This is a genomic window from Brasilonema sennae CENA114 (assembly GCF_006968745.1).
Classification (GTDB): domain Bacteria; phylum Cyanobacteriota; class Cyanobacteriia; order Cyanobacteriales; family Nostocaceae; genus Brasilonema; species Brasilonema sennae.
On sequence record NZ_CP030118.1, the window covers coordinates 2111916 to 2138113 of the forward strand.

The window sequence follows — 26198 nt, forward strand, 5'->3', positions numbered from 1 at the left end:
CAGGTGTGCGAATTCGTTTGTGTGGAAGTGTATAAACTCATAGGGTATCTATAAAAATATATCATGCAGGTACTACGTTGTTTTCCCAACCAACAAATCAGTAATGTCAGCCTGACCGTCAGTTTAGGACGAGGCGGTGAGGCCTGCATATACACAGTACCAACAGATGCTGGTTTAGTGGCGAAGGTTTACCACAAACCAACACCTGCCCAAGCCCGCAAACTGGAGGTCATGCTTGCCCACCCGCCAGACAACCCAACCGCCAGTTTGGGGCATATTTCAATTGCTTGGCCGATTGAATTGTTGCGCTCGTCGGATCCAAGCCGTGAGGTGATAGGCTTTTTGATGCCGCGCATTCAGGGAATGCGTCCAATCATCGACTTTTACAATCCTAGAACTCGCCGCCAGCAGTGTCCTTTGTTCAACTATCAGTATTTAATCCGCACTGCTCGCAATCTCGCTTCGGCTTTTTTTGCGTTACACGATCGCGGATACTGTGTTGGCGATGTAAATGAATCCAATATCCTGGTTAGTGATATGGCATTGGTGACAATAGTAGACACCGATTCATTCCAGGTAAAAGATCCAGAAAATGGAATCATTTATCGCTGTCACGTAGGGAAAGCAGAATTTACCCCACCAGAACTTCACAACAAAACCTTTGCTCAGTGCGATCGCAATTTCAGTCATGACTTGTTTGGGTTAGCGGTACTGATCTTTCAACTTTTAATGGAAGGGACACACCCATTTTCCGGGATTTATCAAGGAGCAGGTGAACCTCCACCATATGAAGGACGCATTGTAGCGGGACATTTTACCTACAGTCAAAAGCGTAGCGTCCCTTACGTTCCAACACCCATCGCACCTCGTTGGGATATTCTTCCTCCGGGCTTACAGGAACTATTTATACGTTGTTTTGAGGATGGTCACAACAACCCGCAGATACGCCCCAATGCTCAAACCTGGCTCACAGCACTCGCTGATGCAGAAAACTCGCTCATCAGCTGCACTGTTAACCCCCAGCATCGCTATAGTAACCACTTGGACAAATGTCCTTGGTGCGAACGTACATTGCGATTAGGTGGACGTGATCCATTCCCATCTTTAAAGGCGATCGCAAATAAAGAACATTTACAACCGCGAGTACCAAAGAAAAAACGCCAAACTCAAGTTCCTCGTACGCCACAACCAACCAGTCCATTCACTAACACTAATTATCGTAGTTCTGTCTTTACCCAAAAAATTCCTTACTATAAACCTCAGAAAAAGCAGAATGTATACCCTGTTGTTTTCTGCTTGCTTGGTCTTGTTGGTGCCTTGGGGTATTTGGATTTAATGGTAAAATTCACAAATCGCCCCTTTCTTGTTGAAAATTCTTACGCTCGGCAAAATTTGATTTCTTTGCAACAAAAGAAAACGCACAACAATCAAAATTTTGCTGATTACTACAAGCAGGGCCATGCTTCATACAAAGTCAAAGATTACCAACAAGCAATTGAAAATTTCACTCAAGCAATACAAAAAGATCCAAAATATGCAAAAGCTTATGTAAACCGTGGCAATGCTCACTACAACCTCAAAGAGTATGAAGCGGCACTTGCAGACTACACTCAAGCAATTGGAATCAATCCCACGGAAACAAAAGCGTATGTCAATCGAGGAAATTCCCGCCATATGCTTGCTGAATATAGCAGCGATCCAGACAAAGAGTATAATCTAGCAATTGCAGACTATAACAATGCCCTGCGTCTTAATCCGAAGGAAGTAGAAGCATACATCAGACGAGGTGTTGTTCGTTCACAAGTTGCTAAATACAGTGGCGATTCTCAAAATGAGTATAAAAAAGCAATTGCTGACTTCAATCAGGCACTTGGTTTGAATTCCTCAAAAGCCGAAGCTTTCTTTCAGCGAGGTTTGGTACGTTATCAAGTAGCACAATATAGCAGTGATTTTGAGCAAGAATATAAACAGGCAATTGCTGACTTTGATCAGGCATTAAATATCAATCCCAAACTGTCAAAAGTCTATTTAAAACGAGGTGTTGTCCGCTACGAACTTGCACAATATGGAGGTGGCAAATCTAGTCAGTATAATAAGCAAGCAGTTGATGATTTGCAAAAGGCTGCTAAAATATCTTTGGAACAAGAGGATATGGATAATTACCAACAAGCATTAAGCAGCATCTGTGTTGTTGTTGAAAATAAATGCGATACTTTTTTGCAAACCACCACGAATACATCCTCAAAAAGCAACTAAGTACGGAACTACCCCACCAAGATTCTGATCTGAGGAAACCTCGGATCAGATCTGTCTAAAAATTCAAAGTATCGTCCTGAGTCTTGCCTAGGTTTGCGCCAACATGCGTTGTTAGTATTGATTATTTTGTGTGTTCGCAATTCTGTAAGAAGTTATTTTTTACTATTATCAAAGAGTAAGACTTGGTTATTTTCTCTGTCTTATCTTGCATTTTTGAAACCTTATTTAGTCCTCTTATCTGTAGATTTAAGATAGTTACAAAGCTTTTTCATTTTTTCATACTTAAGATAGATTTGTTTATATTGTCTTCATACTTAAGTGTAAATTTACGGCTAAATTATATACTGAGAAAATTAAAAAATAAATTTTTCTCTACTTAGCGCATGAAAAGTTGATAGCTCATCTACCTAAAAACCTAGAGATAAGTTTATGAAAGCAGTAATTCTGGCTGGAGGTCTTGGTACACGTATCAGTGAAGAAACGAGCATCAAACCTAAACCTATGGTGGAAATTGGTGGTAAGCCTGTATTATGGCATATTATGAAAATTTATTCCACCTACGGCATTAATGATTTTATTATCTGCTGTGGTTACAAAGGTTACGTCATAAAGGAGTATTTTGCCAACTACTTCCTACATATGTCAGACGTAACCTTTGACATGCGATTTAACCAGATGAACGTGCATGCAGGTAAAGCAGAACCCTGGCGTGTCACCTTAGTAGATACAGGTGACAATACAATGACAGGTGGACGGTTGAAGCGAGTCAGAGAGCATATTGGGAATGAAACTTTTTGCTTCACCTACGGTGATGGTGTCAGTGATGTCAATGTTGAAGAATTAATTCATTTTCACAAAAAACAAAATAATTTAGCAACAATGACAGCAGTTCAACCACCCGGACGTTTTGGTGCTATTGTCCTAGGACAAGAACAAACAAAAATTACTAGTTTCCGGGAAAAGCCAGAAGGAGATGGAGCCTGGATTAATGGTGGTTATTTTGTCTTAGAGCCAGAAGTCATCAATTTCGTTAACGATGATTCTACTGTTTGGGAGCAGACACCATTAGAAAAGCTGGCAGAAATGGAACAGCTATCTGCTTACAAGCATACTGGCTTTTGGCAACCAATGGATACTTTACGAGATAAAAATTATCTCGATGATTTGTGGAAGAATAATAAGGCTCCTTGGAAGGTATGGTGAGAGAAAACAAAAAGGTACATTCATTCTTCACTCATCGTTCTTGATTTTGACTTTTCATTCTTGATTCATATTTCTATATTCCGGGAGCTAGAGTACTCATGTATGACTTCGCGATTATAGGTGGAGGAATTGTTGGTCTTTCCACCGCTATGGCTTTAGGTAAACGCTATCCTAATGCTCGTATTCTAGTTTTAGAAAAAGAGAGCAATTGGGCTTTTCACCAAACTGGTAATAATAGTGGCGTCATTCATTCTGGTATTTACTACAAGCCGGGTAGTTTCAAAGCTAAATTTTGCCGTGACGGTTGTCTTTCAATGGTGGAATTTTGCCAAGAACATGGAATTGAGCATGAAATTTGCGGTAAGGTCATAGTTGCAACCAATGAAACAGAGTTACCTCGCCTAGAAAATCTTTACACGCGAGGTTTGCAAAATGGCATAGACGTTAAAAGAATTACTCCAGAGGAAGTCAGAGAAATTGAACCTCATGTGACTAGCGTTGGCGGAATTCTAGTTTCTTCAACTGGTATTGCAAATTACAAGCAAGTTTGCTACAAATATGCCGAAATCATTAAACAGCAGGGAGGAGAACTGCATCTCAGTACCAAGGCTGAAAAAATAGTTACCAGTGGAAAACATCAGGTATTAGAAACGAACTGTGGAACTTTTGAAACTCGCTTTGTGATTAATTGTGCTGGATTACATAGCGATCGCGTTGCCAAAATGGGCAAAACAGATCCCAAAGCAAAAATTGTTCCTTTCCGGGGAGAGTATTACGAACTCACACCAGAAAAACGCTACTTGGTGAAAGGTTTGATTTACCCAGTTCCCAATCCAGACTTTCCCTTCTTGGGTGTCCATTTTACACGCATGATTGATAAAAGCGTACACGCTGGACCAAATGCAGTCTTAAGCCTTAAGCGCGAAGGCTATAAAAAAACAGACTTTGACTTGCGTGATTTTGCAGAAGTGATGACTTTTCCTGGTTTTTGGAAACTCGCAGCCAAACACGCTGACGAAGGAATACAAGAAATTATTCGCTCCTTTAGTAAAGCAGCTTTCACCAGAAGTTTGCAAAAACTCATTCCTGAAGTTCAACAAGAGGATTTAGTTCCTACTCACGCAGGTGTTCGCGCTCAAGCACTGATGAATGATGGCAAACTGGTAGATGACTTTTTGATTGTTCAAGGTCAAAACTCCGTCCATGTTTGTAATGCCCCTTCCCCTGCAGCAACATCTTCCATAGAAATAGGCAAAGCAATTGTTGCCCAAATCCCCCAACAGCCGCATCTCAAGGCTGTAGTCACTCAAGTCTAAAATATTTCGCTTGCCTGTGCTTAGTTAAGTTCATAGTGTTAAGAAAAAGCACAGGCATTGTGGCATCCTTCAATTTGCGAGAACATCTAATTTAAGGTTGTAATTAGTTGTCAGGGTAAAACTAATGTTCCTTAACTCGGATGTTCAGCCAATCGTTCTTGTTTGTGCTGCTGATAATAACTATGCCATGCCGCTTGCTGTTACTGTTCGTTCCGCAGTTGCCAACCTGAAAAAGAATCATCAGATAGCATTATATGTTCTTGATGGAGGTATTACCGAAGCCAATAAACGCAGAATTAGTAACTCATTTAACAAAGAACAGGTCAGTATTTCATGGATACAGCCAGACAATGCAGTCTTTGAAAACTTAGTATTGACTAGACATTTAACACCGACTTGCTATTATCGGCTTCTAATTACCGAGTTTTTACCAAAAGAATTTCACAAGGCTATTTACTTAGACACCGACATGGTAGTCACGGGAGACTTGGCAGAGTTATGGACGATTGACATGGGAGAGAACTATGCATTAGCAGTTCAAGACGATGTTGAATTGTACGTAGGAATGTCTGAAGGTTTAAAAAACTACCGAGAAGTGGGAATTTGTCCGGATGAGAAATATTTCAACTCCGGACTTTTAGTGATAAATCTTGACAAGTGGCGATCACAAGATATTGGCAGAAAAGTCCTTGAATACATAAAACAAAATAGAGAGTATGTACGCAATGATCAGGATGGTTTAAACGCAGTTCTTGCTGGGAAATGGGGAGAACTTCACCCCAAATGGAATCTAATGCCCAAAATGTATGAATATTCATCCTGGAAAAACAGCCCTTTCACGGAGGATATTTATAACGAACTACAGCACAACCCTTGCGTTATTCATTTTACGAATTCTCCCAAACCCTGGTATGCAGGATTGCGAGAAGAATGTAAACATCCAAAAAAACATTTGTTCTTCCAATATCTTGACATGACACACTGGTCAGGATGGCGAGATACCATTTGGAGACGATTTTGGAGAAAATTTATGAAAGTAACATCGTTAACTACTTCAAAACTTTAAACATGGTGTGTTACGGTGCATAACATATACACAGAAGATGAGCAAAGGCAAGAATTTCTCTAGTCATCAATCCATGATGATGAAACTGCCTGAACCATCCTACACAGAATGATGCACCGTACTTCACCAAGGTAATTTGTTTACGACGTGAAACTAAAGTTGAATAGGAACGAAAAACAATGAGAATTCTAGTCACTGGTACTGAAGGTTATCTTGGTAGTTTATTACCTCCGTTGTTAATTGAACGGGGACATGAAGTAATCGGAGTAGATACTGGTTATTACAAAGTAGGTTGGTTGTACAACGGTACTGAGATAACAGCCAAAACTCTCAATAAAGATATTCGCAATATCACCGTAGAAGATTTGCAAGGTGTTGATGCGATCGTTCACATGGCTGAACTATCAAATGATCCCACTGGACAGCTTGCACCACACATTACTTACGAAATTAACCATAAAGGCTCAGTTCGTCTTGCCAAATTGGCAAAAGAAGCGGGTGTGCGTCGCTTCGTGTACATGTCCTCATGCAGTGTTTATGGCGTTGCTACTGAAGGTGATGTCACAGAAGAATCTCCTGTCAATCCCCAAACCGCCTATGCAGAATGTAAGACATTAGTAGAGCGAGATGTCAAGCCATTAGCAGATGATGACTTCTCTCCGAGTTTTATGCGGAACGCCACTGCTTTTGGTGCTTCCCCCAGAATGCGCTTTGATATTGTTTTAAATAATTTGTCAGGTTTGGCATGGACAACCAAACAAATTAAGATGACTAGTGATGGTACGCCTTGGCGTCCATTAGTTCACGCGCTGGATATTTGTAAAGCAATTGTTTGCACAGTAGAAGCACCTCGTGATATCGTACACAACCAAGTTTTTAACGTGGGAGATACAGCAAATAATTATCGAGTCAAAGAAGTTGCCGAAATTATTGCTCAAGTTTTCCCAGGTTGTCAATTAAGCTTTGGCACTCAAGGTGCAGACAATCGTAGTTATCGCGTGTCTTTTGAGAAAATCAATACTGTTCTACCTGGCTTTAAGTGTGATTGGAATGCTCAACGAGGCGCACAACAGTTGCATGATTTGTTCTCGCAAATTGATATGACTGAAGAAGTTTTCTTATCTAGAGGCTTCACTCGCTTGAAGCAATTAGAATACCTCATTCGTACACAACAAATTGACAAAGATTTCTTCTGGAGTCAGAAGTAATGATCTTGTCGAAGTTATAGACAAAAAAGTGATTTCAACAATTCCGACTCAAATCTATTTTTTCGGAATTGTTGAAATCATAAATGTATCATACTCTAGTAATTCCACCATTGAATATGATTATTATCGCTTTTTTTTTGTACTGGTCAAAATATCTATCAAACTTGTTCCATGATTGATGCTAGTTGAACATCTAAGAGCAGCAGGAGACATAATACCATAACGTAAACCGATGATATACCAAGGGTAGTTAATAGTATACTCCAATGATTTGAATAGAAAAAGCCTTCTGTATATTTAAAAATGTGAATTGGGTTTGTTGAGGAGTCTTGAGAAGTAATAGTATCTATCAGTAGTATGATTTTAATACCTGAGTTATTTGTCTTCTTGCAGTCTTAATTCTTCATCTCATTTTCTTGTCACACCTTAGCTTATTCAAATCAAAACTCAAAATTCAGATATGCAAAATCCACATCAACTCAATTTAGATGAAACACAACCTTATGTACAGTCCACCATGAAGAAACTACTCACTATCGCGATCCCGACTTACAACCGCGCTCAACTACTTGATAAGCAACTGGCATGGGTTGCTCAAGCGATCGCTGGCTTAGAATCGGAATGTGAAATTTTTGTTTCAGATAATTGTTCAACTGATAATACTCAAGAGGTGATTAAGAAGTGGCAAAAAAATCTCAGTCATATTACATTTAAGTCCAGCCGAAATTCTGAAAACATCGGTGTCATGCGGAATATTATTCATTGCTTAAAGTCCGCAACGACTAAATATGTTTGGACAATTGGTGATGATGATCCCATTCAGGATAAAGCAGTTGCTTATGTCATCAACCAACTCAAAAAAAATGAAGATTTATCATTATTGTTCCTTAACTTTTCTGGCCGTAACCAAATTACCGGGGAACCTGTACATCCACCCACAATAGTAGGTAACCGTTGGTTTGATGTTGATAATGAAGATGGAAGTGGTGACGGTAAAGCTATCTTTGAACACTGTTTTTCAAAAAGTGTTGGCGCAGTCATCTTTCTCACGGCTTCGATATATCGTACTGAATTAGTACAACGCGCTCTTCAAATTTGGTCAGAAGCTGAGAATAACTGGATATCTTTAGCATACTTAGCTGGATATTGCGCTGCTAATGGCAAGATAATTGTTACTAAAGATATTTATATGGAATGTATTGTTGGTGTGAGTTATTGGCAAAAAGATCCACAATCAGCAATATTAATGCAATATAAGCACTTACCGGAAGTTATTACGAAGTTGGAGGAGAACGGATACTCTAAGCAATTTTACCGTAGGATGATGTTCCAGAGTTTCAAAGAAGCTAATTTGAAAGTTTTCTTAGGTGCTTTGAGAAGATGGCCTATGTTCACTATGAAAACAATAGTTCCCTTTTTGACTTTAGTAAGTCTGTCTGTTTTTGACGCAGTTCCTACTAAAGAATTCAAAATGGCACAAACAACAGAACCATTCACTCAAAACTGACGAAAATAAGACTTGTAATGAATCAAACGAACAAGGTAGTTATTCTATGTTTAACAGTACTATCAACAAATTATCTCAGTTGACATCTGAGTTAGGTTATAGAGCAGCACTCCTAAACCATATAAGAAAATTGCCTGCTGTGGAAGAAAGCGATCGCGTGATTGTCGATACCCTCAAACGCGATGGAGTTTATGTGACAACACTCGAAAAGTTGGGACTTGGCTCTACATCTGCTCTTCTCAAAGCATCTTACAATCAACTATCTAGAATGACAGATGCAGGCAATAGTCACCTAACAAAAAGACTGCCGCAAATTTACACCGTTACAGATTTACCAGAATTTTCTCAGTGGGGACGGGAACAAAAGCTAGTTAATATCATCGAAAACTACATCGGTCTTCCTGTTGCCTTTCAGGGCGTACATTTACGTAAAGATTTTCCTAACGAAGATCAGTTTGGTACACTGTTATGGCATAAAGACTCAGAAGACCGTCGGATGCTCAAAATGATCATTTATTTGTCCGATGTGGAAGAAAAACACGGTCCTTTTGAATACGTTCCGGTCTCTTTGACTCCTTTACACAGTCTCAATTATTACCGGATTTACTACAAGCTTTGGCAGTCGGGTTACTTAGGAATTACTGATGAACAGCTTAAGGAAGTCATCCCGCAAGACAAGTGGAAATCATGTCCAGGTCCAGCAGGTACTGTGATTTTTACAGATCCAAAAGTCGCTTTACACCACGGAACACTACGGACAGAAGAAAGACCAGCACTCTTTTTTACTTACACTGCAAACCCACCGAAGCGACCAGAACTTTGCACCCAGTACTGGGATGATACTTTTGCAAAACCAGAGCCATATCAAGAACCATCATCTGTCACAGCTCTAAGATAGTGCGGTTCTTGAGTTGAAGAATTTCTTTGTGTTCTACTCCTGTTGAAGCCCTTTTGGTGAGCAGTCATCTGTCTTCGGGTTACCCTCGGTGCATAACGATTGCTGCCTCACCCCTATACCTCTACAGGGCTTCAAAAAAAGTTGCAAAAAACACGAAGAAAAATCCGAAATGACCGAGTGCCACTGTGTAGTTAAGATTTCAAGCGAGGTTACCCATGATTTTTGTAGAAACTGAACTCAAAGACGCGTACATCATTGATTTGGAACAAAAGCAGGATCATCGTGGTTTCTTTGCCCGTACTTTCTGCGCTCAAGAATTTGAGGCACATGGTTTAAAGCCAACGGTAGCCCAATGCAATCTATCTTTCAACTACAAAAAAGGGACGCTGCGGGGAATGCATTATCAAACTCTACCAGCAGCAGAAACAAAATTAGTCCGCTGTACCCAAGGCGCTATCTATGACGTGATTATTGATATGCGTCCTGAGTCTCCAACTTACCTTCAATATATTGGTGTGGAATTAACCGCAGAAAATCATCGCGCCTTATATGTTCCAGAAATGTTCGCTCACGGCTATCAAACACTAACAGACTCTGCTGAGGTCGGGTATCAGGTAGGAGAGTTTTACACACCTGGATATGAGCGGGGGTTGCGCTACGATGATCCATTTTTTAATATTCAATGGCCATTGGAAGTAACTGATATTTCCGAGAAGGATAAGAATTGGCCTTTGATGAAAATGATGAGCGTTGGAGGAAATGTTTAGTTGTTAGTGGTGATGGGAAAAACGACTAATTAACAATCAACAACTAAGCAATTCGCAAATATTATTCTAGGAGATTAACCAATGATTATCGTAGATCGCGCCTTACAAGCTCGTGCAGAAGCAGGTAACCCCATCAAGGTTGGGATGATTGGTGCTGGATTTATGGGACGCGGAATTGCCAATCAAATTAAAAATTCCGTTCCTGGTATGGAGTTGGTTGCTATCTCCAACCGAAGTGTTGATGCAGCTAAGCGAGCATATTCGGAAGCAGGTATTGAAGATAGCAAAGTCGTTTCCACGGTTACCGAATTAGAAGAGGCGATCGCCCGCAATCAATACGCAGTCACCGAAGATCCAATGTTACTGTGTCGCGCCGAGGGTATCGATGCTCTGATTGAAGTGACTGGTGCAGTAGAATTTGGCGCTCATGTTGTGATGGAGGCGATCGCCCATCACAAGCACATCATTATGATGAACGCCGAATTAGATGGCACCATCGGTCCTATTCTCAAAGTTTACGCTGACAAAGCAGGAGTTATCCTCACCGCTTGTGATGGGGATCAGCCAGGAGTGCAAATGAATCTCTACCGCTTCGTCAAGAGTATCGGCTTAACTCCATTATTGTGTGGTAATATTAAGGGCTTACAAGACCCCTATCGCAACCCGACGACACAAGAAGCATTTGCCAAACGTTGGGGTCAAAAACCTCACATGGTCACCAGCTTTGCTGATGGAACAAAGATATCCTTTGAGCAAGCAATAGTTGCCAATGCCACAGGTATGAAAGTTGCCAAGCGAGGAATGCTGGGATATGACTTTAACGGTCATGTTGATGAAATGACCAAAATGTACGATGTCGAACAACTCAAAGAACTGGGTGGTATCGTTGATTACGTCGTTGGTACAAAACCAGGTCCAGGGGTCTTTGTCTTTGGAACCCACGAGGATCCCAAGCAGCGTCACTACCTCAACTTGTACAAGTTAGGTGAAGGTCCGCTCTACAGCTTTTACACTCCTTATCACCTCTGTCACTTTGAGGTGCCATTGTCTGTTGCTCGCGCTGTTCTGTTCCAAGATTACGTCTTAAGTCCTTTAGGTGGTCCTCTGGTAGATGTGATCACTACTGCCAAAATCGACCTCAAGGCTGGAGAAACCTTGGATGGCATTGGCTACTACATGACATACGGGCAATGTGAAAATTCCAACATCGTTCAAGAGCAAAACCTTTTACCAATAGGTCTAGCGGAAGGATGTCGCCTGAAGCGAGACATTTCAAAAGATCAAGTCTTGACCTACGACGATGTAGAACTCCCTGAAGACAGACTATGCGACAAACTGCGAACTGAGCAAAACGCTTATTTCACCAAATCTAAAACTTTAGCAGCAGTTTAAATAATTTCTTCATCCGAAGTTAACTAATACTTCATGTTATAAGGTTGACTTCGGTACAAAAAAAAGCATAGGTTGAGTAGTAAAGAATCTCTGGTCTTATGCAAAGGTTATGCAAAGGCTATGAGGTTCTTCTTTCGATTTGATGTTATTCCAAACATAATAAATCTTTAACTACTCTTCCAACTCAGGACACTTATGCGAGATCAGTTAGTTCAGCGTACACTTAGCATCGATAATTTATTATCACACAAAATTCAAGTTCGTCAACAAATGCGCCGAAAGGTTTCACTCCAGGCAAATCGGCCTGCTATTGGTAACGTACTGATTTAATACGTTAGCGAAGCCATCGCCCAATCCGGAATTCTTTTAGAGTTATTGCGGTACCTTGTTTGGATATTATGGTATAAGCTATTACCATTTAAGCTCTTTTTGCAATACTTCGCTCACGCTCACCGACTGTGTATCAGTTCTGTTCATCAACAACATAAGCAAGTAGCCAATATAAATCTCAACTTCCCAATTTACCCAATGGGTTACTAACTTCTTTCTTCTCTCGTTACAAAATATTTATTAAAAATTAACACTCGTAAAATCATGTTTTAGTATCTTGAGAACAAGTAGGGGGTTGAATCAGATTTGCATTTAGAGTCTGTGATCTGTGAAGTGTCGGTGCAGTCTTCGGAGCAAACCTATCACCACTTGTAAATAGTTGTATAGAGTCAATAAATTAAGGAAAAGTATGAAAATTGCCTTGGTGCATGATTATTTAACCCAGAAAGGAGGGGCAGAGCGCGTTTTCGAGTTACTCTGTAAGCGCTACCCCCAAGCAGATGTTTTTACTTCCTTATACGACCCGGAAAAAACCATTGACATTGGCGAGCGCATTGTCAATACAACCTTCCTACAAAATATTCCAGGAGCAGCGAAATATTTTCGCCTGATGGCTCCCTTATATTTTCCAGCCTTTCGCGCCTTAGATTTGCAAGACTACGACCTTATTATCAGCAGTAGCACAAGCTTTGCCAAAGCAGTACGCAAGAACCAAAAGAGCCGCCATATTTGCTTTTGTCATAACATTACCCGTTTTTTGTGGGACACAGAAACTTATTTACGTGAGTACGGAGATTATCGATATTTTGCTCCATTAATCGACCAAGTTTTTGAAATGATGAGAAAGGTAGACCTTGTCTATGCACAGGAACCTGACCTTTACATTGCTAACTCCAGCATTGTAGCTCGTCGGATTAAAAGTACTTACCGTAAAGATGCCATTGTTATTAACTATCCGATTGACACGAGTAAATTTGTTTTTTCAGATACAAAAGAAGATTTTTATCTTGCCTCGGCTCGGATGATCAGCTACAAACGTCTTGATATAATAGTCGAAGCTTTTAACTGGCTGGGATGGCGGTTGCTGATATCAGGAAGTGGTCCAGAAAAGGAGAGGTTAAAGTCTCAAGCATTATCCAATATTGAGTTTTTAGGACACGTAACTGATATAGAACGCACTCAGTTGTTTTCTAAAGCAAAGTCTGTTATAGTTGCAGCCCTAGAAGATTATGGTTTAGTTCCAGTAGAGGCCAATGCTAGTGGAACACCTGTCATCGCTTTTGGAGCGGGTGGGGTATTAGATACTCAAATACCTGGTAAAACAGGAGTCTTTTTTAAGAAACAAACACCTGAATCACTCCAAGCTGCACTACTAGAAGCCAGGGAAATCGATTGGGATTACAACAACATCCGTAGTCATGCAGTGGCAAACTTTTCGGAAGAAGCTTTCTTTAACAAAGTTGAGCAAGTTATTGAACAAGCTTGTACTGTAAATACATTATTCATTTAATTTGTTAGCTGAGGGATAGTAAAAGTGGTTCAGAGCAGTCTTAGTCCATACGGAAATCCAGTTACTGAGTCAGAACCGGGTTACGGACAACTATTTGCGGTTTTAATCCGCAGATTTCCTTGGTTTTTAGCTGCATTTGTGGCTTCTGTGGCCGTTGCAGGTGTGATGACAAAAAGAACAGATCCTACCTATAGAAGCTCAATGCAGCTGTTGGTAGAACCTAACTATCAGGGAACGAAAGAAGGTAGTGGTGTAGACAGTCAGTTTACCGATCCTACTGTTCAGGTAGACGCTGCAACCCAACTGAGCTTGATGCAAAGTTCTCCACTCCTCAAAAAAGCAGTGACTGAACTCAAGCGCGAATATCCAGACATGACGGTAGGTGAGTTAAAAGGTTCTTTGGTTTTGAGTCAAATTAAAAACAAAGACGATAATGTTGCTACTAAAATATTTGACGTCAAATATACCGAAAAAGACCCAATTAAAACACATAAGGTTCTGCAAGCAATTCAGAAAGTTTATCTAGGTTACAACATTCAGCAGCAGAATGAGCGTTTAAGAAAAGGGCTTAAAGTTATTCAAGAACAGTTAGAGAAAGCAAAAAAAGAAGTTACCTCGTCTGAGGCTAACTTACAAAGGTTTCGCAGAACGCAACAACTTATAGACCCTGAGTCCCAGTCAAAAGCTATACAGGACGAATTAAGCAGAATTTCGCAAGAACGCGGCACAGTTCTTTCTCTGTATAAAGAAGCTAATGCTACGTATACAAATATACAAAAACAACTTCAAAGTACACCACAGACTGCTCTTGTCGAAGCTCGTCTGAGTCAGTCTACTCGCTATCAAGGACTACTGAACGAAATTCAAAAAACAGAACTGTCTCTAGCACAAGAACGCTTGCGGTTTACAGAGGAAGCTCCAAGCGTGCAGAAGTTGGCAGGTCAACTTCAAAGTCAAAAGGCACTATTGCAAGAAGAGCAAAGACGAACCTTAGGGGGAGAGTCTTCTCAAGCAACTGCCCAAGCACCGTCTTTGTTAGAGCAAGGACAGAAAAGCGCAATTGATCTCAACCTTGCTGCGAAGTTGGTGGATACACAAACCACAATAGTATCTTTAGAAGCAAAAGATAAAGTTCTGGGCAACAAAGAGCAAGAACTACGTGAGCAACTCACAAAATTTCCCAATTTGTTAGCTGAGTACGGTCGCCTACAGCCGCAAGTACAACTGAGCCGGGAAAGATTGCAGGAACTTTTGAAAGCAGAACAGCGATTACGGCAAGAAATTGCCAAAGGAGGATTTAACTGGGAAATCGTGGAAGAACCTCAAGTAGGTGAACAGTTGGGTCCCAACCTCCAGCAAAATCTCATGCTAGGTGCAGTAGTTGGGTTGATGTTAGGAGGTATTGCTGCCTTCATCCGTGAAGCAGCCGATGATTCTGTACATACCACAGCTGAGTTGGAAAGGCAGGTTTCTTTACCGATACTGGGAACAACTCCCAAGTTACCACCTGCTAAAACCAGAGAATCAGTTATCAAGTTACCATTTGGTAAGCCAGATGTCCCTGCTCCTTGGACAATTCAGGTATTGCAATCTTCACCGCGTTGGGAATCGCTAGATCTGATTTATAAAAACATTGAACTTTTGAACTCTGTTGCTTCGTTCAAATCTTTAATGATTACCTCGGCTTTATCTGATGACGGTAAGTCTGGTCTAGCATTGGGCTTAGCAATGAGTGCAGCTCGTTTACATAAACGCGTACTGCTCATTGATGCCAACCTACGTGAACCCAGTCTGCACAAACAGCTAAATCTCCCGAACGAACAGGGGCTTTCTACTCTATTAGCAAGTGAGGTCACAATACCCAATCAGATTAGTATCCAATCCTCAGGCTCATCTTATATCGACATTTTGACCGCAGGACCAACACCTGCTGATCCAGCTAATCTGCTAAGTTCTCCTCGGATGCAGCAATTAATGGCATCATTTGAGAAGAACTATGATTTGGTAGTTGTAGATTCAACCCCAGTTCTTGGCTTAGTTGATGCGATGCTTACCGCATCATCTTGTCGTGGCGTGGTTATGGTAGCTAGCATAGGTAGAGTAACTCGAACTCAACTCACACAAGCTACAGCCATGCTGAGCCGGTTAAACTTACTTGGAGTTGTGGCAAATGGGGTATCAAACTCTAATAGTACATTTGTGCCATATACACATCAACAACGATTTGCACTGCAACAAGCAGTGGAGAAATAAAACTACCGCACAGCTGAGTGCAAGGCGTACACTACAAAGAACATAGGTGGCTCGACAAACGAGAACCAACGCACGACAAAAATATAAATAAAGCGGCACATGCCACGTAGAAAAGCATATGCCGTATTTTTTATTAGTAGGGGCACGAGTTTCACGCTCCTACTCCTCGCCATACCGATGGTATAACGAGGTTTTATTTTCTCTTCCCACAACAACAGCACCCTTGGCGGTGCATTGTGGCAGCACGAGTTACCTACTCTCTGGTGCCTTGGGATCCCCCTTCCTTCTTTAAGATAAGTAATTAAGCAGATTTGGTATTAATTAAAAGACAAAATCTTAATTGTTTATTGTGTCTTATCGAAAAGAACTCAGAACTCAGAACTCAGAATAAGAAAGAAAAACAAGCGCATAAATTGTAGAGTTCACCGAACGGAAGTCTTTGGGTTTAAAACCCCACCGTCTATACGGTCGCCAGTACTGCGGGAGGGGAGCCAGTCCGTTGCCCAGAGCAGCGCCTTGCGGTGAATCCAGCGCTGCAGGCGGGTTTCCCGCCGTAGGCGACGGGCGTTCCCGGAGGGAGCCAGTCCTTGATGAGGGTTTCCCGACAGAGGGACCTGGCGTTGGGGTTCCCCCAAAGTCTGTCGGGGGAAGCAACCCAAGCGACGAGCTTTGACCGTTGTGGCGACTGCGGGGGGTTCCCAAGGCACGTTTTCGGGGGAAGCTTCCCCCGAAAAGCTGCCGCCCCGTTGTAGGATCTGGCGTTTTCCCTGGTGCAGGATAAGAGCGTTGTATTCAATTGGTTGGGGCGGCACGTTTTGGGTAAGAAGCTTCTTACCCAAAAGCTGCCTTGTTTGAATACCAATACATTTGATTGCTGAGTTCTGGGTTCTGACCTATGTGTTCTTCTTCAAGATATTTGAAGGCAGAGTATATAACTATCTCTTCCCAAAAAGCACAATCAAAATGTATCGTAAATTAAATTACTTACGAACAAGATAAATTACCTTGTATTCATACGTTTTTTATATTGATGGAAAAAACTTAATCAATTATAGACATTCATTTTACTCATAATAAATTTATTACAAGAAAAGTCAAATATTTGGGCACATATAATTCGTTACTAAAGATGTAAAAAACAGGGAAAATAATGGCCGGAAAAGCCAGTTTTACGGCTTTTTGCTGTATAATAATGAATATAATTCGCATCACAAAGTAAAAAATCAGGCTTCAAGAAACATTTTTTTATATCAATTCTCGATGATAGCTTGTGTGGCATAGCCATAGATCCACTTAATATTTATTAAACAAACTGCCAAGGGCGATAGGCGTAGCCGTGCCGTAGGCATAGGGTATCTGCGGGACATAGACGCCTTATACCGTTTCACTTTAACGTTGATACATATGGGCAACTAGGGGAAGTAGGGGGAGTAGGGGAAGTAGAGGAGTAGGTGAGACAGCGCTCTTGGTAGGGTTTCCCGACAGCCAGGCGACTGCGTTCGCCCAAGCCGCGTGTCGTTCAGCGTTTGCGTAAGCGCAAGCGCACGAATCGAGCGAAGGCGCAGCGTCTCCGTAGGAGATACAAAGCAGCGTGTCCCCTTGGGACTCAGCGCGCCCTTCGGCGCTAGCTGTGCCGAAGGCTCAGACATACCCGAAGGGGGAAGTGAAATGTATCAGGATTTTCGTCAAAGGGTATTAGGAATATCCAAATAAAAAAATGCCCAACAAGAATGCCTATGCCTGACGCCACGGCTATCGCCTTACGGCAACGCAAAGCGCACACAATAATGAGTTGGTGTACGAGTTAGCGCAAAGTCTGCCGGACAGAGGATTCTGCCCGGCGAGCTTTGCGCGTGGAGGTCGTCAAGCGTGGGCATTTTTTTCTTGTAAGTGCCTTAGACGCTTAGTAATTCGGGGAACGCAGTCTTGGACGCGACTTCCTATCAGTTCCCGGTGCCCTCATCTCCTGCTGCCTTGTTTATTGAAAATATTTGAACCACTAAAATTTTTATCAGCGTAGAAAGTTAGTGTAGATAACTAAAATTACTGATCTGGTCTGTTTTGATTAGTTGTGATAGCTATACTTATTTTTAATAACGATTTCAAATCACATAAGGTGACAATAAAGATTCTTGTTTCGTAATTATACAAGTTCTGTTATTCATAGGATCTTAATAATTATCGCAAAAACGTCCTTGATGTTTAAAGACTAAATAAAGAATCTCTATATGTAACCGTTATTCTTACAGCGTCTTATATCCTAGATATTAAATCCCCCCTCAAAAAGACAAGAGTGGACTTTCCCCAGAGCTATCTGAAAACTACTATTGTTGTATGAAATACATTTTTGGTCAAAAAAATTAACCAAGATGTGCAATTGTTAATAGGGATAATTGTGTTATCTTTTTTTCGACTCGATTACGTCCAGTTTGATAGCAAAGAGTAAAATCCAGCTTGGACTGTTTGGGTTTAGTAGCCTTTAATATTAGGTCAGCAATCTACCATACTATGAGTGAAAATACATATGACAACCTCAATAATACCAACATTACAGAGTAACTATACAGTGAAGCAGCAGCAACAAGATAATCCCTCTCAATACTGTAGACTTATGTGGCGACGGGGTCAGTTGCTGATCATCCCTCCTGGAGGGATAACACAACCCTATATGCCTTCACTGGATAAAAAAGAGTCGTTAGTGGAGTGTCTGAAGCGTTCTCCTGCAAATTTGGTACGCATAGATCCAATACTTGGTGAAACAAGGTTAAAATTTTGGGCAGATGCGTGCGCTCAAGCCAACAAACCCATATTCCTGCGCATACCCTCGGTCGAGAAACAGCCAAAAGCACTAGACTCAACATTGTGGTGGTTGAAGCGTTTTACGGACTGGCTCACTGCGTTGATTTTTCTGCTTGCAGTAAGTCCAATCATGTTGGGATTAGTTTTGTTCATGCGCATTTCCTCTCCAGAACCAAGACTACTTTTTTCTTGCCAATGGCATGTGGGAGAACGAGGAAAACTCTTCAAGGTTTTCAAGTTTCGCACAACTACAGCCAGCAAAAGAGCAATTGGGGATATGGCGATAGCATATCAAGATGATTTGTACGATTCTGAAGATAGTCAAAATTCGAGTAAACTGGGACGATGGATGCGTAAGTATGGCCTAGATCATCTGCCACAGTTATTTAATGTACTACGTGGTGAAATGAGTTTGACTGGACCTCGTTGCTGGACTTTGGAAGATGCAGTACGGCTCAGTCCAGAAGCACAACGACAACTCAACAGATTACCAGGAATGATGAGGTCATGGGAGGTTGAAGCAGAGTCGAATCTGTTACATTTGGATAGTTCAACTCTGTGATTTGTTGTTCGTTACCTCATGGCTTGAACACCCTTGAGGTCTTTCACCAACTAAAAATATTGGTTCCACCCTTGGAAAATGACTTTCGCTCTGTTTCTGATGACAAAACAACTACTGGAACTTACAGTAGTAAGTAAAATTGCCGCACGTCAGTCAACGCGTTGCGGCTTTTTGTAAGACTATAGTATTTTGAGCGCTCTATTTTCCCTGCAAAACTACAGTTGAATCTTACTCATGCATGTCAAATTATCCAAACCAGTCCAAAATATCCTTAAGAATTTAGTCAAGACTACTAAGTTCTGGCAGGAGAACTACCTTATACTGCGAGAATTTAAACACTTTCCCAAAATTGCAGCGATTGCTCTTTTATTCTCATTTATAGCGGCAATTTTTGAGGGATTGAATGTTACTCTTTTAGCTGCCTTTCTACAAAATTTAACGACTCCCAACGTCCCGTTTCAGACAAAATTTGAGTTATTGAATACTTTGTTAGGAGCAGACGATCCATTACCTCTAAATCGTCTGTATCGCGTTTCATTCTTGCTTTTTGTTAGCGCTTGGATACGTTCAGGATTAAATTACTTAGCACAATTTTACACTGAAATAACTCAGTTGACTTTAGTGGATAGGCTCCGCAAACAAATATTTGAAAAACTACAGTCTGTAAAAATAGGTTATTTTAATAATACTAAATCTGGTGAACTGATAAATACTATAACAACTGAACTAGAAAAATTAAAACAAGCTTTTGGTGATGCAGCGTTCTTATTTTCCAGAACATTAAACGCAGTCGTTTACCTAACGTCAATGTTTTGGATATCTTGGCAGTTATCTATTATTTCATTAATGCTTTTCAGTTTGTTAGCTGTTGGCTTGTCTACATTAAATAGTCGGGTTCGTGAGGCAAGTTTTGATGTAACTAAAGCCAACAATAATTTTACTTCTATAGCTATAGAATTTATCAATGGAATTCGTACCGTTCACGCATTTTCTACGGAAGATTTTGAACGTAAACGTTATTATAATGCCAGCTTGAAGTTGGTCAATCATTCAAAGAAAATTGCCTCGGTATGGATGATAGTCAAGCCACTTGCAGAGGCGTTGGCGACCACAATACTTGTGGCAATGATTGTTCTGGCATTTACAGTTTTTGTCACTAAAGGTTTACTACAAACAGCTTTTCTATTGACGTTTTTCTTCGTTCTCTTTCGCCTCGTACCAATCATTCAAGATATTAATGGTGTAGCGACGCATATCAGTACAATGTACGGCTCGTCGGAAGTCGTGAAAAAACTTTTAGAAATTGATGAGCTACAGTATTTCCACAATGGACATATCGAATTTTCTGGCTTAAAACGTTCAATTGAGTTTGTGTCTGTTGATTTTGGCTACGACTCGGAAAGTTTGGTGCTTAGTAACATTAGGCTGATGATTGAACGAGGCAGGATGACTGCACTAGTGGGTGCTTCCGGCGCTGGTAAAACAACATTGGCAGATTTGATTCCGCGATTTTACGATCCAACGCGAGGTCATGTTTTTATTGATGGCGTTGATTTGCGGGATATTGAAATCAAGTCGCTGCGCCGAAAAATTGCTGTGGTCAGCCAAGACACCTTTATTTTCAACACTTCTGTCCTTAACAATATTGCCTATGGGTCAGAAGGAGCAACAGATGAGGAAATTTACAAAGCGGCTCAATTAGCAAATGCTTTGGAATTTATCCAAGAAATGCCTGAAGGTTTCAACACTCAACTTGGAGATAGAGGTGTGAGGCTTTCTGGGGGTCAGCGTCAGCGAATTGCAATTGCTCGCGCTTTGCTGCGGAATCCAGAAATTCTGATTTTGGATGAAGCAACAAGTGCTCTTGATACTGTGTCGGAGAAGTTAATTCAAGAGTCTATAGAAAAACTTTCTGTAGGACGAACAGTGATTGTCATTGCTCACCGCTTATCAACAATAGTTCGGGCAGATAAAGTTGTCGTACTTGAACAGGGACAGATTGTAGAACAGGGCGGATATCAAGAGTTACTTGATATAAAAGGTAAGCTTTGGAAATATCACCAAATGCAGCATCAACTAAATTAAGGATCAATAGCAAGATCTAGAAAAGCTCAAACGTAAACGAAACTATAAAACTCATATTTGATTTTTGCTCAGGTAGGTAGGAACATTTGATATTAAGCTTTCCCCGTTGTCCTTCAGGTTTGCCAGTCCCCCAAACTCCTGTACAGACGCACTTGCGTCGTTCGTGACGGGAACCGCCAAGACGGCAAGTGGATCCACCAAGACGGGGGCTGGTCTGACCTGTTAAGCGTTAAGCGTCCTCACGAGTAAGTTTACCAAATGAAACCCGATTCCTATATGAAAAATATGGTTTTCAAAAATTCCCTTAAATAGTGAGTCCAATGAAAGTAACTTTCACATGTAAGGTACTTGATGGGGTATTACTTGAAAGTGATGAAACAGCTATTGCGCAAAAATTCTATTTTTTAGCTGCTAACGAATCGATGCACCAATAAATGGGTAAAGCAGCTATAAAGACTGCAAGAACGAATAGTCAGCAACTCCAGAAAAAATTATTAAAACAAAGATGGATGGAAAAGTCAAGAAGTAGCAAAAAAAGTTAAAATTCTTCTTGCAAGCAATAAACAAATTTTTGGGAACTTGAAACTAACATGGAGGAGTAATGCCCAACCTAATCACAGATGCACAACAGAGAGCAGAAAAATTGAACCAACCCGAGTATGATGAGAATTTGATATATCACTGCTCTAGTTTCAGAGTTAATGGAAATGGAGGAGCGGAAACTTATTTAACTTCTCTGATTCAATCTCCCCAATCTGGCGTGAGTGACTTTGTTATTAAATCTCTCAAAGAACTTGACCAGAGTCGGTTCAAATTGCTGCATATTCACAGTCCAGATTTACTAGAGCAAGTCAAAGGAGAATGTCCTACTGTCTTCACCGTTCACAATCACTCATTGTACTGTGCTAGTGGTACAAAATATTTAGCAGCACAAGATGTCATTTGCGATCGCAATTTCTCTTATTTAGGATGCCTCTGGGGCAAGATAATAGATGGCTGTGGAAGCCGCAAACCCGTAAGAGTGATTCAGGAATTACAAAGTACTCATCACCTCAACCATTTTATCAGAAATCTGAGAGTTACTTTTCTGGCAAATAGCGACTATGTTCGGAAACAGTTGATTAAAAATGGCTTGCCACCTCAACAAACTGTAACACTACGCTGTGGGATCTCCGTACCGCAAATAGCGACTGCGCCTCTAAGTTTAGAAACATACAAAAATCAGCGGATTTTATTTGTGGGGCGAATAGTTCCTGATAAAGGACTAGAATGGCTGCTCAAAACCTTAGTACACACAGATTCGCAAATTCATCTTGATATTGCAGGTGAAGGTTGGGAACGACCACGGTTGGAAAAGTTAGCTCAAAAACTAGGGTTAAACAACCGTATCACTTGGCATGGCTGGTGTGATAGTAACAAATTAAATCAACTTTACGAACAGTGTTTTGCTGTTATCTTCCCCAGTGTTTGGCCTGAACCAGCAGGTCTAGTCACTCTGGAAGCTTATGGTCATTACCGACCTGTCATTGCTAGCGCAGTCGGAGGTATTCCAGAATATTTACAAGATGGAGAAACAGGTGTTCTTGTACCAGCTAATAATATTCAGATGCTGGCACAAGCGATTACTCATTTGTCTTGTGATTATCATAAATGCCGACAGATGGGCGAACAAGGTCATGCTTTGCTCATGCAAGAATTCACAATGGATGTCCACGTCAAACATTTACAAAAAATTTATGAAAACACAATATCAGAATTTGCCAGTAAAAAAAATTAGTTAGATAATATATGAAAGTTAAATAAGTTGCCTTAATGCAAAACCAAGACAGAGAGTAGTAATTTTATAGTAAAATACAAGGGTTTTAGAAAATGTCACAGGTTAATAGCTCCCAAGAGCCTTTAGTCAGCGTTATTATTCCAACTTATGATAGACCAGAGTATCTCAAGCAAGCAATAAACAGCGCTGTTAAACAAACTTATCGAAATATTGAAATTATTGTTTCAGATAATTGCAGTCCAATAAGCCCCCAAAAGATAGTTGAATCTTTTGGTGATTCACGCATCCAATGTTCCAGTCAGCTAAGCAATGTTGGTATGTTTGTTAATCAAATGGATACCTTCAAGAAGGCACAGGGTAAATACGTTGCCAGTCTCCATGATGATGATATGTGGAATGAGGACTTTCTGGAAAAACTGGTTCCAGCCTTGGAAAAAAACCCAGATATCATTCTCGCTTTCTGCGACCAATATATTATAGATAAACATGGCAAAATTGATCATATTGGTACTGAGGAAAATTCAACAGCATACAAACGAACTATTTTAAAAAAAGGAGTTCATCAACCTTTTATTGAAATTGCAGTCATAGATAAGTCTGTACCAATAGCCGCAGCTTGTGTGATTCGGAAAGAATTTGTTGACTGGGAGAAAATTCCACAGGAAGTAGACGGTATGTGGGATTTATATTTAGCCTACTTATGTTCTCGTTCGGGTCATGGAGCATACTATTATCCAGAAAAATTGACACGGTATCGCGCTCATGAACAAACAGATACAAATCTCAGTGGTAGTCTAGATGCTAAGGCAAATCTCAGTGGTAGTCTAGATGCTCATACAAAGGCAAAAATTCGCAAAGGAAGAGCAGAAATATTTTGCTACGAGCAATTTATGAAAGATGAAAAACTCAAGAAATACAAGCTGTATTTTAAGCAAAAATGGTTAGAATCTCATACAACTTTAGCTATAGGTTTGCTGCGCTCTGAACAGACAACCGAAGCACGTCCTTATCTTTTGCGGGCACTTTCTGAACAAAAGTTTAATTTCAGAACTATAGCAGCATTGATTTTGAGTTTCATTCCACGACCAATAACAAATCAATTGCTGGGAGTTGCAGCCAAATAAAAGCCTCAACGCAACTAAAAATAGAATTTTTAAGTCATCAATGTTAAGTCAAAAATGAACTGAGAAGGAAGGTGGTGTGTGAAACTATGTATTGTGACTCACAAATTAAAAAAGGGTGATGGACAGGGACGAGTAAATTATGAGGTTGCAAAAGAAGCCATTCGCCGGGGTCATCACCTGACCTTATTGGCAAGTGAAATAGCACCAGAATTACAACAAAGTAGCCAGGTCAACTGGATTCCTATTTCAGTCAACGGGTTGCCAACTGAATTTCTTCGTAATTTCATATTCTCTCAAAAAAGTGCAGATTGGTTGCGCAAACACCGCCCCCAAGTCGATTTGGTGAAAGTCAACGGAGCAATAACATCATCAGTATCTGATGTGAATGCTGTACACTTTGTCCACAGTTCTTGGCTGCGATCGCCCGTACATATTTCCCGTCTCCGCAAAGATTTGTATGGTTTGTACCAAAAGCTGTACACCGCATTCAACGCCCGTTGGGAAAAACAGGCTTTCCAAAAAGCAAAGATTGTGGTATCAGTATCCGAAAAAGTTGCCGAAGAATTGGAAAGTATTGGTGTACCCCGTTCTCGAATTCGGGTGATTGTCAATGGAGTTGATTTAGAAGAGTTTTCTCCTGGTACGGTATCTCGTCAAACACTCGGTTTGCCGGAAAATGTGACTTTGGCGCTGTTTGCAGGAGACATTCGCACACCCAGGAAAAACTTAGATACCGTACTGCGTGCCTTGGTGAAAGTACCAAATTTATATCTTGCAGTTGTGGGAAGTCCTGAAGGTAGCCCCTTCCCACAAATGGCAGAATCCTTAGGGTTGAATGAACGAGTGCATTTTCTGGGATATCGGCGTGATATACCCCAGATTATGCGTGCTGTAGATTTATTCGTGTTTCCTTCCCGTTACGAAGCATGTACCCTAGTCTTATTAGAAGCCCTTGCTTGTGGACTTCCTGTTATTACCGCAACGGCAACAGGAGGTGCAGAATTAGTCACACCAGAATGCGGGGTTGTCTTGTCTGACTCCGACGATGTTGAGGCTTTGGCGGAGGTACTGTTGTCTTTGGTGAGTGATCGCAACAAAATGCAGCAGATGGGTCAAGCTGCACGCACTGTCGCAGAACAGCACAGCTGGGCTACTATGGCAAAAACTTATGTGGATTTGTTTGAGGAGTTAAGCAAGAATGAGGAACACCGTTCTCATACCGACTTATCGCCGTCCTCAAGACCTATTACGCTGCCTTCAGGCGTTAGTTGAGCAAACTAAACCACCTTTTCAGGTGATAGTGGTTGTACGGGATATAGATACTGATACTTGGCAGTTTCTAGAAGGATTCAAAGAAACTACACTGCCACTCGATACCGTCAAAGTTACAGTTGGGGGAGTGGTCGCAGCTCTTAATGCTGGACTGGAAGCGGTTAAAGGAGATACGGTTTCAATAACGGATGATGATGCAGCACCTCGCCCTGATTGGTTAGAACGCATCAGTGCTCATTTCACCTCAGACAGTCGCATCGCTGGAGTCGGCGGACGCGATTGGATACACGAAGGTGAAAAGCTATTAGATGACTCGTGCGAAGTGGTTGGTCAACTACAGTGGTTTGGGCGAGTTATTGGTAATCATCACTTGGGAATGGGAGAACCCCGCGAAGTCGATGTCCTCAAGGGTGTTAACATGAGTTTTCGTACCAGCGCGATCGCCGGATCGCGCTTTGATCAGCGGATGCGAGGTACGGGAGCACAAGTACACTTTGAAATGGCATTTACCCTAGCTTTAAAGCGGGCGGGTTGGAAGATGATTTACGATCCCGCTGTAGCCGTTGATCACTATCCAGCACAACGTTTTGATGAAGACCAGCGCAATAATTTTAATGAAGTAGCTTGGATAAATCTAGTTCATAATGAAACGCTTGTGTTACTTGAGCATCTGCCACCTACACGCCGTACAGTGTTTTTACTTTGGGCTATATTAGTGGGAACACGAGATAGTTTGGGTTTTGTCCAATGGCTTAGGCTTTTGCCGAAGGGCGGCAAACTGGCAGCGCAAAAATGGCTAGCTTCCATCCGTGGACGTTGGCAGGGATGGCAAACCTGGCAAAAGCACCACAGTTTTTTAATAAATAACTAACT

The 26198-nt window shown here is 41.1% G+C and carries 18 protein-coding genes; 17 read left to right on the top strand and 1 reads right to left on the bottom strand.

Going from position 1 to position 26198, the window contains the following annotated elements; genetic code table 11:
* Nucleotides 1-63: 63 nt before the first annotated feature.
* The 11 genes from DP114_RS08950 to DP114_RS09000 all read left to right on the top strand — a co-directional run bounded on the left by DP114_RS08950 (nt 64) and on the right by DP114_RS09000 (nt 15706).
* Nucleotides 64-2256: a tetratricopeptide repeat protein gene (locus DP114_RS08950; RefSeq protein WP_169266609.1), complete on the top strand. Its 2193-nt coding sequence runs from the start codon at nt 64-66 to the stop codon at nt 2254-2256.
* A 429-nt stretch (nt 2257-2685) separates the two neighbouring features.
* Nucleotides 2686-3459, top strand: coding sequence for a glucose-1-phosphate cytidylyltransferase (rfbF, locus tag DP114_RS08955; protein WP_169266610.1), 774 nt, complete (start codon nt 2686-2688; stop codon nt 3457-3459).
* A gap of 98 nt (nt 3460-3557) precedes the next feature.
* The gene (lhgO, locus tag DP114_RS08960) at nt 3558-4775 is read left to right on the top strand and encodes an L-2-hydroxyglutarate oxidase (protein WP_171975926.1); all 1218 of its coding nucleotides are present in this window, start codon (nt 3558-3560) and stop codon (nt 4773-4775) included.
* 124 nt (nt 4776-4899) lie between these two features.
* Complete coding sequence (locus DP114_RS08965; protein WP_169266612.1) at nt 4900-5841, top strand: glycosyltransferase family 8 protein; 942 nt, start codon at nt 4900-4902, stop codon at nt 5839-5841.
* A gap of 179 nt (nt 5842-6020) precedes the next feature.
* Nucleotides 6021-7049 carry an NAD-dependent epimerase/dehydratase family protein gene (locus tag DP114_RS08970; protein ID WP_171975927.1) on the top strand — a complete coding sequence of 343 codons (1029 nt, stop codon included), beginning with the start codon at nt 6021-6023 and terminating at the stop codon, nt 7047-7049.
* Between the two features lie 517 nt (nt 7050-7566).
* A complete protein-coding gene (locus DP114_RS08975) occupies nt 7567-8556 on the top strand; it encodes a glycosyltransferase family 2 protein (RefSeq protein WP_171978145.1) in 990 nt (329 codons plus the stop codon).
* A 46-nt stretch (nt 8557-8602) separates the two neighbouring features.
* Nucleotides 8603-9454 carry a phytanoyl-CoA dioxygenase family protein gene (locus DP114_RS08980; protein WP_171975928.1) on the top strand — a complete coding sequence of 284 codons (852 nt, stop codon included), beginning with the start codon at nt 8603-8605 and terminating at the stop codon, nt 9452-9454.
* 215 nt (nt 9455-9669) lie between these two features.
* Nucleotides 9670-10221, top strand: coding sequence for a dTDP-4-dehydrorhamnose 3,5-epimerase (gene rfbC, locus DP114_RS08985; RefSeq protein ID WP_169266615.1), 552 nt, complete (start codon nt 9670-9672; stop codon nt 10219-10221).
* A gap of 81 nt (nt 10222-10302) precedes the next feature.
* The gene (locus tag DP114_RS08990) at nt 10303-11613 is read left to right on the top strand and encodes an NAD(P)H-dependent oxidoreductase (RefSeq protein WP_171975929.1); all 1311 of its coding nucleotides are present in this window, start codon (nt 10303-10305) and stop codon (nt 11611-11613) included.
* A 739-nt stretch (nt 11614-12352) separates the two neighbouring features.
* Nucleotides 12353-13453 carry a glycosyltransferase gene (locus tag DP114_RS08995; RefSeq protein ID WP_169266617.1) on the top strand — a complete coding sequence of 367 codons (1101 nt, stop codon included), beginning with the start codon at nt 12353-12355 and terminating at the stop codon, nt 13451-13453.
* A gap of 24 nt (nt 13454-13477) precedes the next feature.
* Nucleotides 13478-15706, top strand: a complete 2229-nt coding sequence (locus DP114_RS09000; RefSeq protein ID WP_171975930.1) for a GumC family protein — start codon at nt 13478-13480, stop codon at nt 15704-15706.
* A 422-nt stretch (nt 15707-16128) separates the two neighbouring features.
* Here the strand turns inward: DP114_RS09000 and DP114_RS09005 are convergent, their stop codons facing one another.
* On the bottom strand, nt 16129-16545 hold the full coding sequence (locus DP114_RS09005; RefSeq protein WP_172195178.1) for a hypothetical protein: 417 nt from the start codon (nt 16543-16545) through the stop codon (nt 16129-16131).
* Between the two features lie 1685 nt (nt 16546-18230).
* Here DP114_RS09005 and hepC point away from each other — a divergent pair.
* From hepC to DP114_RS09035, 6 genes are all read left to right on the top strand, one after another.
* On the top strand, nt 18231-19067 hold the full coding sequence (hepC, locus tag DP114_RS09010) for a heterocyst development glycosyltransferase HepC (protein WP_169266405.1): 837 nt from the start codon (nt 18231-18233) through the stop codon (nt 19065-19067).
* Between the two features lie 234 nt (nt 19068-19301).
* Nucleotides 19302-21152, top strand: a complete 1851-nt coding sequence (hepA, locus tag DP114_RS09015; protein WP_171975932.1) for a heterocyst formation ABC transporter subunit HepA — start codon at nt 19302-19304, stop codon at nt 21150-21152.
* 601 nt (nt 21153-21753) lie between these two features.
* Nucleotides 21754-22929: a glycosyltransferase family 4 protein gene (locus DP114_RS09020; protein ID WP_171975933.1), complete on the top strand. Its 1176-nt coding sequence runs from the start codon at nt 21754-21756 to the stop codon at nt 22927-22929.
* A 92-nt stretch (nt 22930-23021) separates the two neighbouring features.
* Nucleotides 23022-24053, top strand: coding sequence for a glycosyltransferase family 2 protein (locus DP114_RS09025; protein WP_171975934.1), 1032 nt, complete (start codon nt 23022-23024; stop codon nt 24051-24053).
* 78 nt (nt 24054-24131) lie between these two features.
* On the top strand, nt 24132-25325 hold the full coding sequence (locus DP114_RS09030) for a glycosyltransferase family 4 protein (RefSeq protein ID WP_171975935.1): 1194 nt from the start codon (nt 24132-24134) through the stop codon (nt 25323-25325).
* The gene (locus DP114_RS09035) at nt 25252-26196 is read left to right on the top strand and encodes a glycosyltransferase family 2 protein (RefSeq protein WP_169266400.1); all 945 of its coding nucleotides are present in this window, start codon (nt 25252-25254) and stop codon (nt 26194-26196) included. The genes DP114_RS09030 and DP114_RS09035 overlap by 74 nt, the downstream gene beginning before the upstream one ends.
* Nucleotides 26197-26198 lie beyond the last annotated feature (2 nt).

What these genes read in the sequence shown, in the direction of transcription:
- DP114_RS08950 (WP_169266609.1), top strand. Translation starts at nt 64, where the DNA reads ATGCAGGTACTACGTTGTTTTCCCAACCAACAAATCAGTAATGTCAGC.
- rfbF (WP_169266610.1), top strand. Translation starts at nt 2,686, where the DNA reads ATGAAAGCAGTAATTCTGGCTGGAGGTCTTGGTACACGTATCAGTGAA.
- lhgO (WP_171975926.1), top strand. Translation starts at nt 3,558, where the DNA reads ATGTATGACTTCGCGATTATAGGTGGAGGAATTGTTGGTCTTTCCACC.
- DP114_RS08965 (WP_169266612.1), top strand. Translation starts at nt 4,900, where the DNA reads ATGTTCCTTAACTCGGATGTTCAGCCAATCGTTCTTGTTTGTGCTGCT.
- DP114_RS08970 (WP_171975927.1), top strand. Translation starts at nt 6,021, where the DNA reads ATGAGAATTCTAGTCACTGGTACTGAAGGTTATCTTGGTAGTTTATTA.
- DP114_RS08975 (WP_171978145.1), top strand. Translation starts at nt 7,567, where the DNA reads ATGAAGAAACTACTCACTATCGCGATCCCGACTTACAACCGCGCTCAA.
- DP114_RS08980 (WP_171975928.1), top strand. Translation starts at nt 8,603, where the DNA reads ATGTTTAACAGTACTATCAACAAATTATCTCAGTTGACATCTGAGTTA.
- rfbC (WP_169266615.1), top strand. Translation starts at nt 9,670, where the DNA reads ATGATTTTTGTAGAAACTGAACTCAAAGACGCGTACATCATTGATTTG.
- DP114_RS08990 (WP_171975929.1), top strand. Translation starts at nt 10,303, where the DNA reads ATGATTATCGTAGATCGCGCCTTACAAGCTCGTGCAGAAGCAGGTAAC.
- DP114_RS08995 (WP_169266617.1), top strand. Translation starts at nt 12,353, where the DNA reads ATGAAAATTGCCTTGGTGCATGATTATTTAACCCAGAAAGGAGGGGCA.
- hepC (WP_169266405.1), top strand. Translation starts at nt 18,231, where the DNA reads ATGACAACCTCAATAATACCAACATTACAGAGTAACTATACAGTGAAG.
- hepA (WP_171975932.1), top strand. Translation starts at nt 19,302, where the DNA reads ATGCATGTCAAATTATCCAAACCAGTCCAAAATATCCTTAAGAATTTA.
- DP114_RS09020 (WP_171975933.1), top strand. Translation starts at nt 21,754, where the DNA reads ATGCCCAACCTAATCACAGATGCACAACAGAGAGCAGAAAAATTGAAC.
- DP114_RS09025 (WP_171975934.1), top strand. Translation starts at nt 23,022, where the DNA reads ATGTCACAGGTTAATAGCTCCCAAGAGCCTTTAGTCAGCGTTATTATT.
- DP114_RS09035 (WP_169266400.1), top strand. Translation starts at nt 25,252, where the DNA reads ATGAGGAACACCGTTCTCATACCGACTTATCGCCGTCCTCAAGACCTA.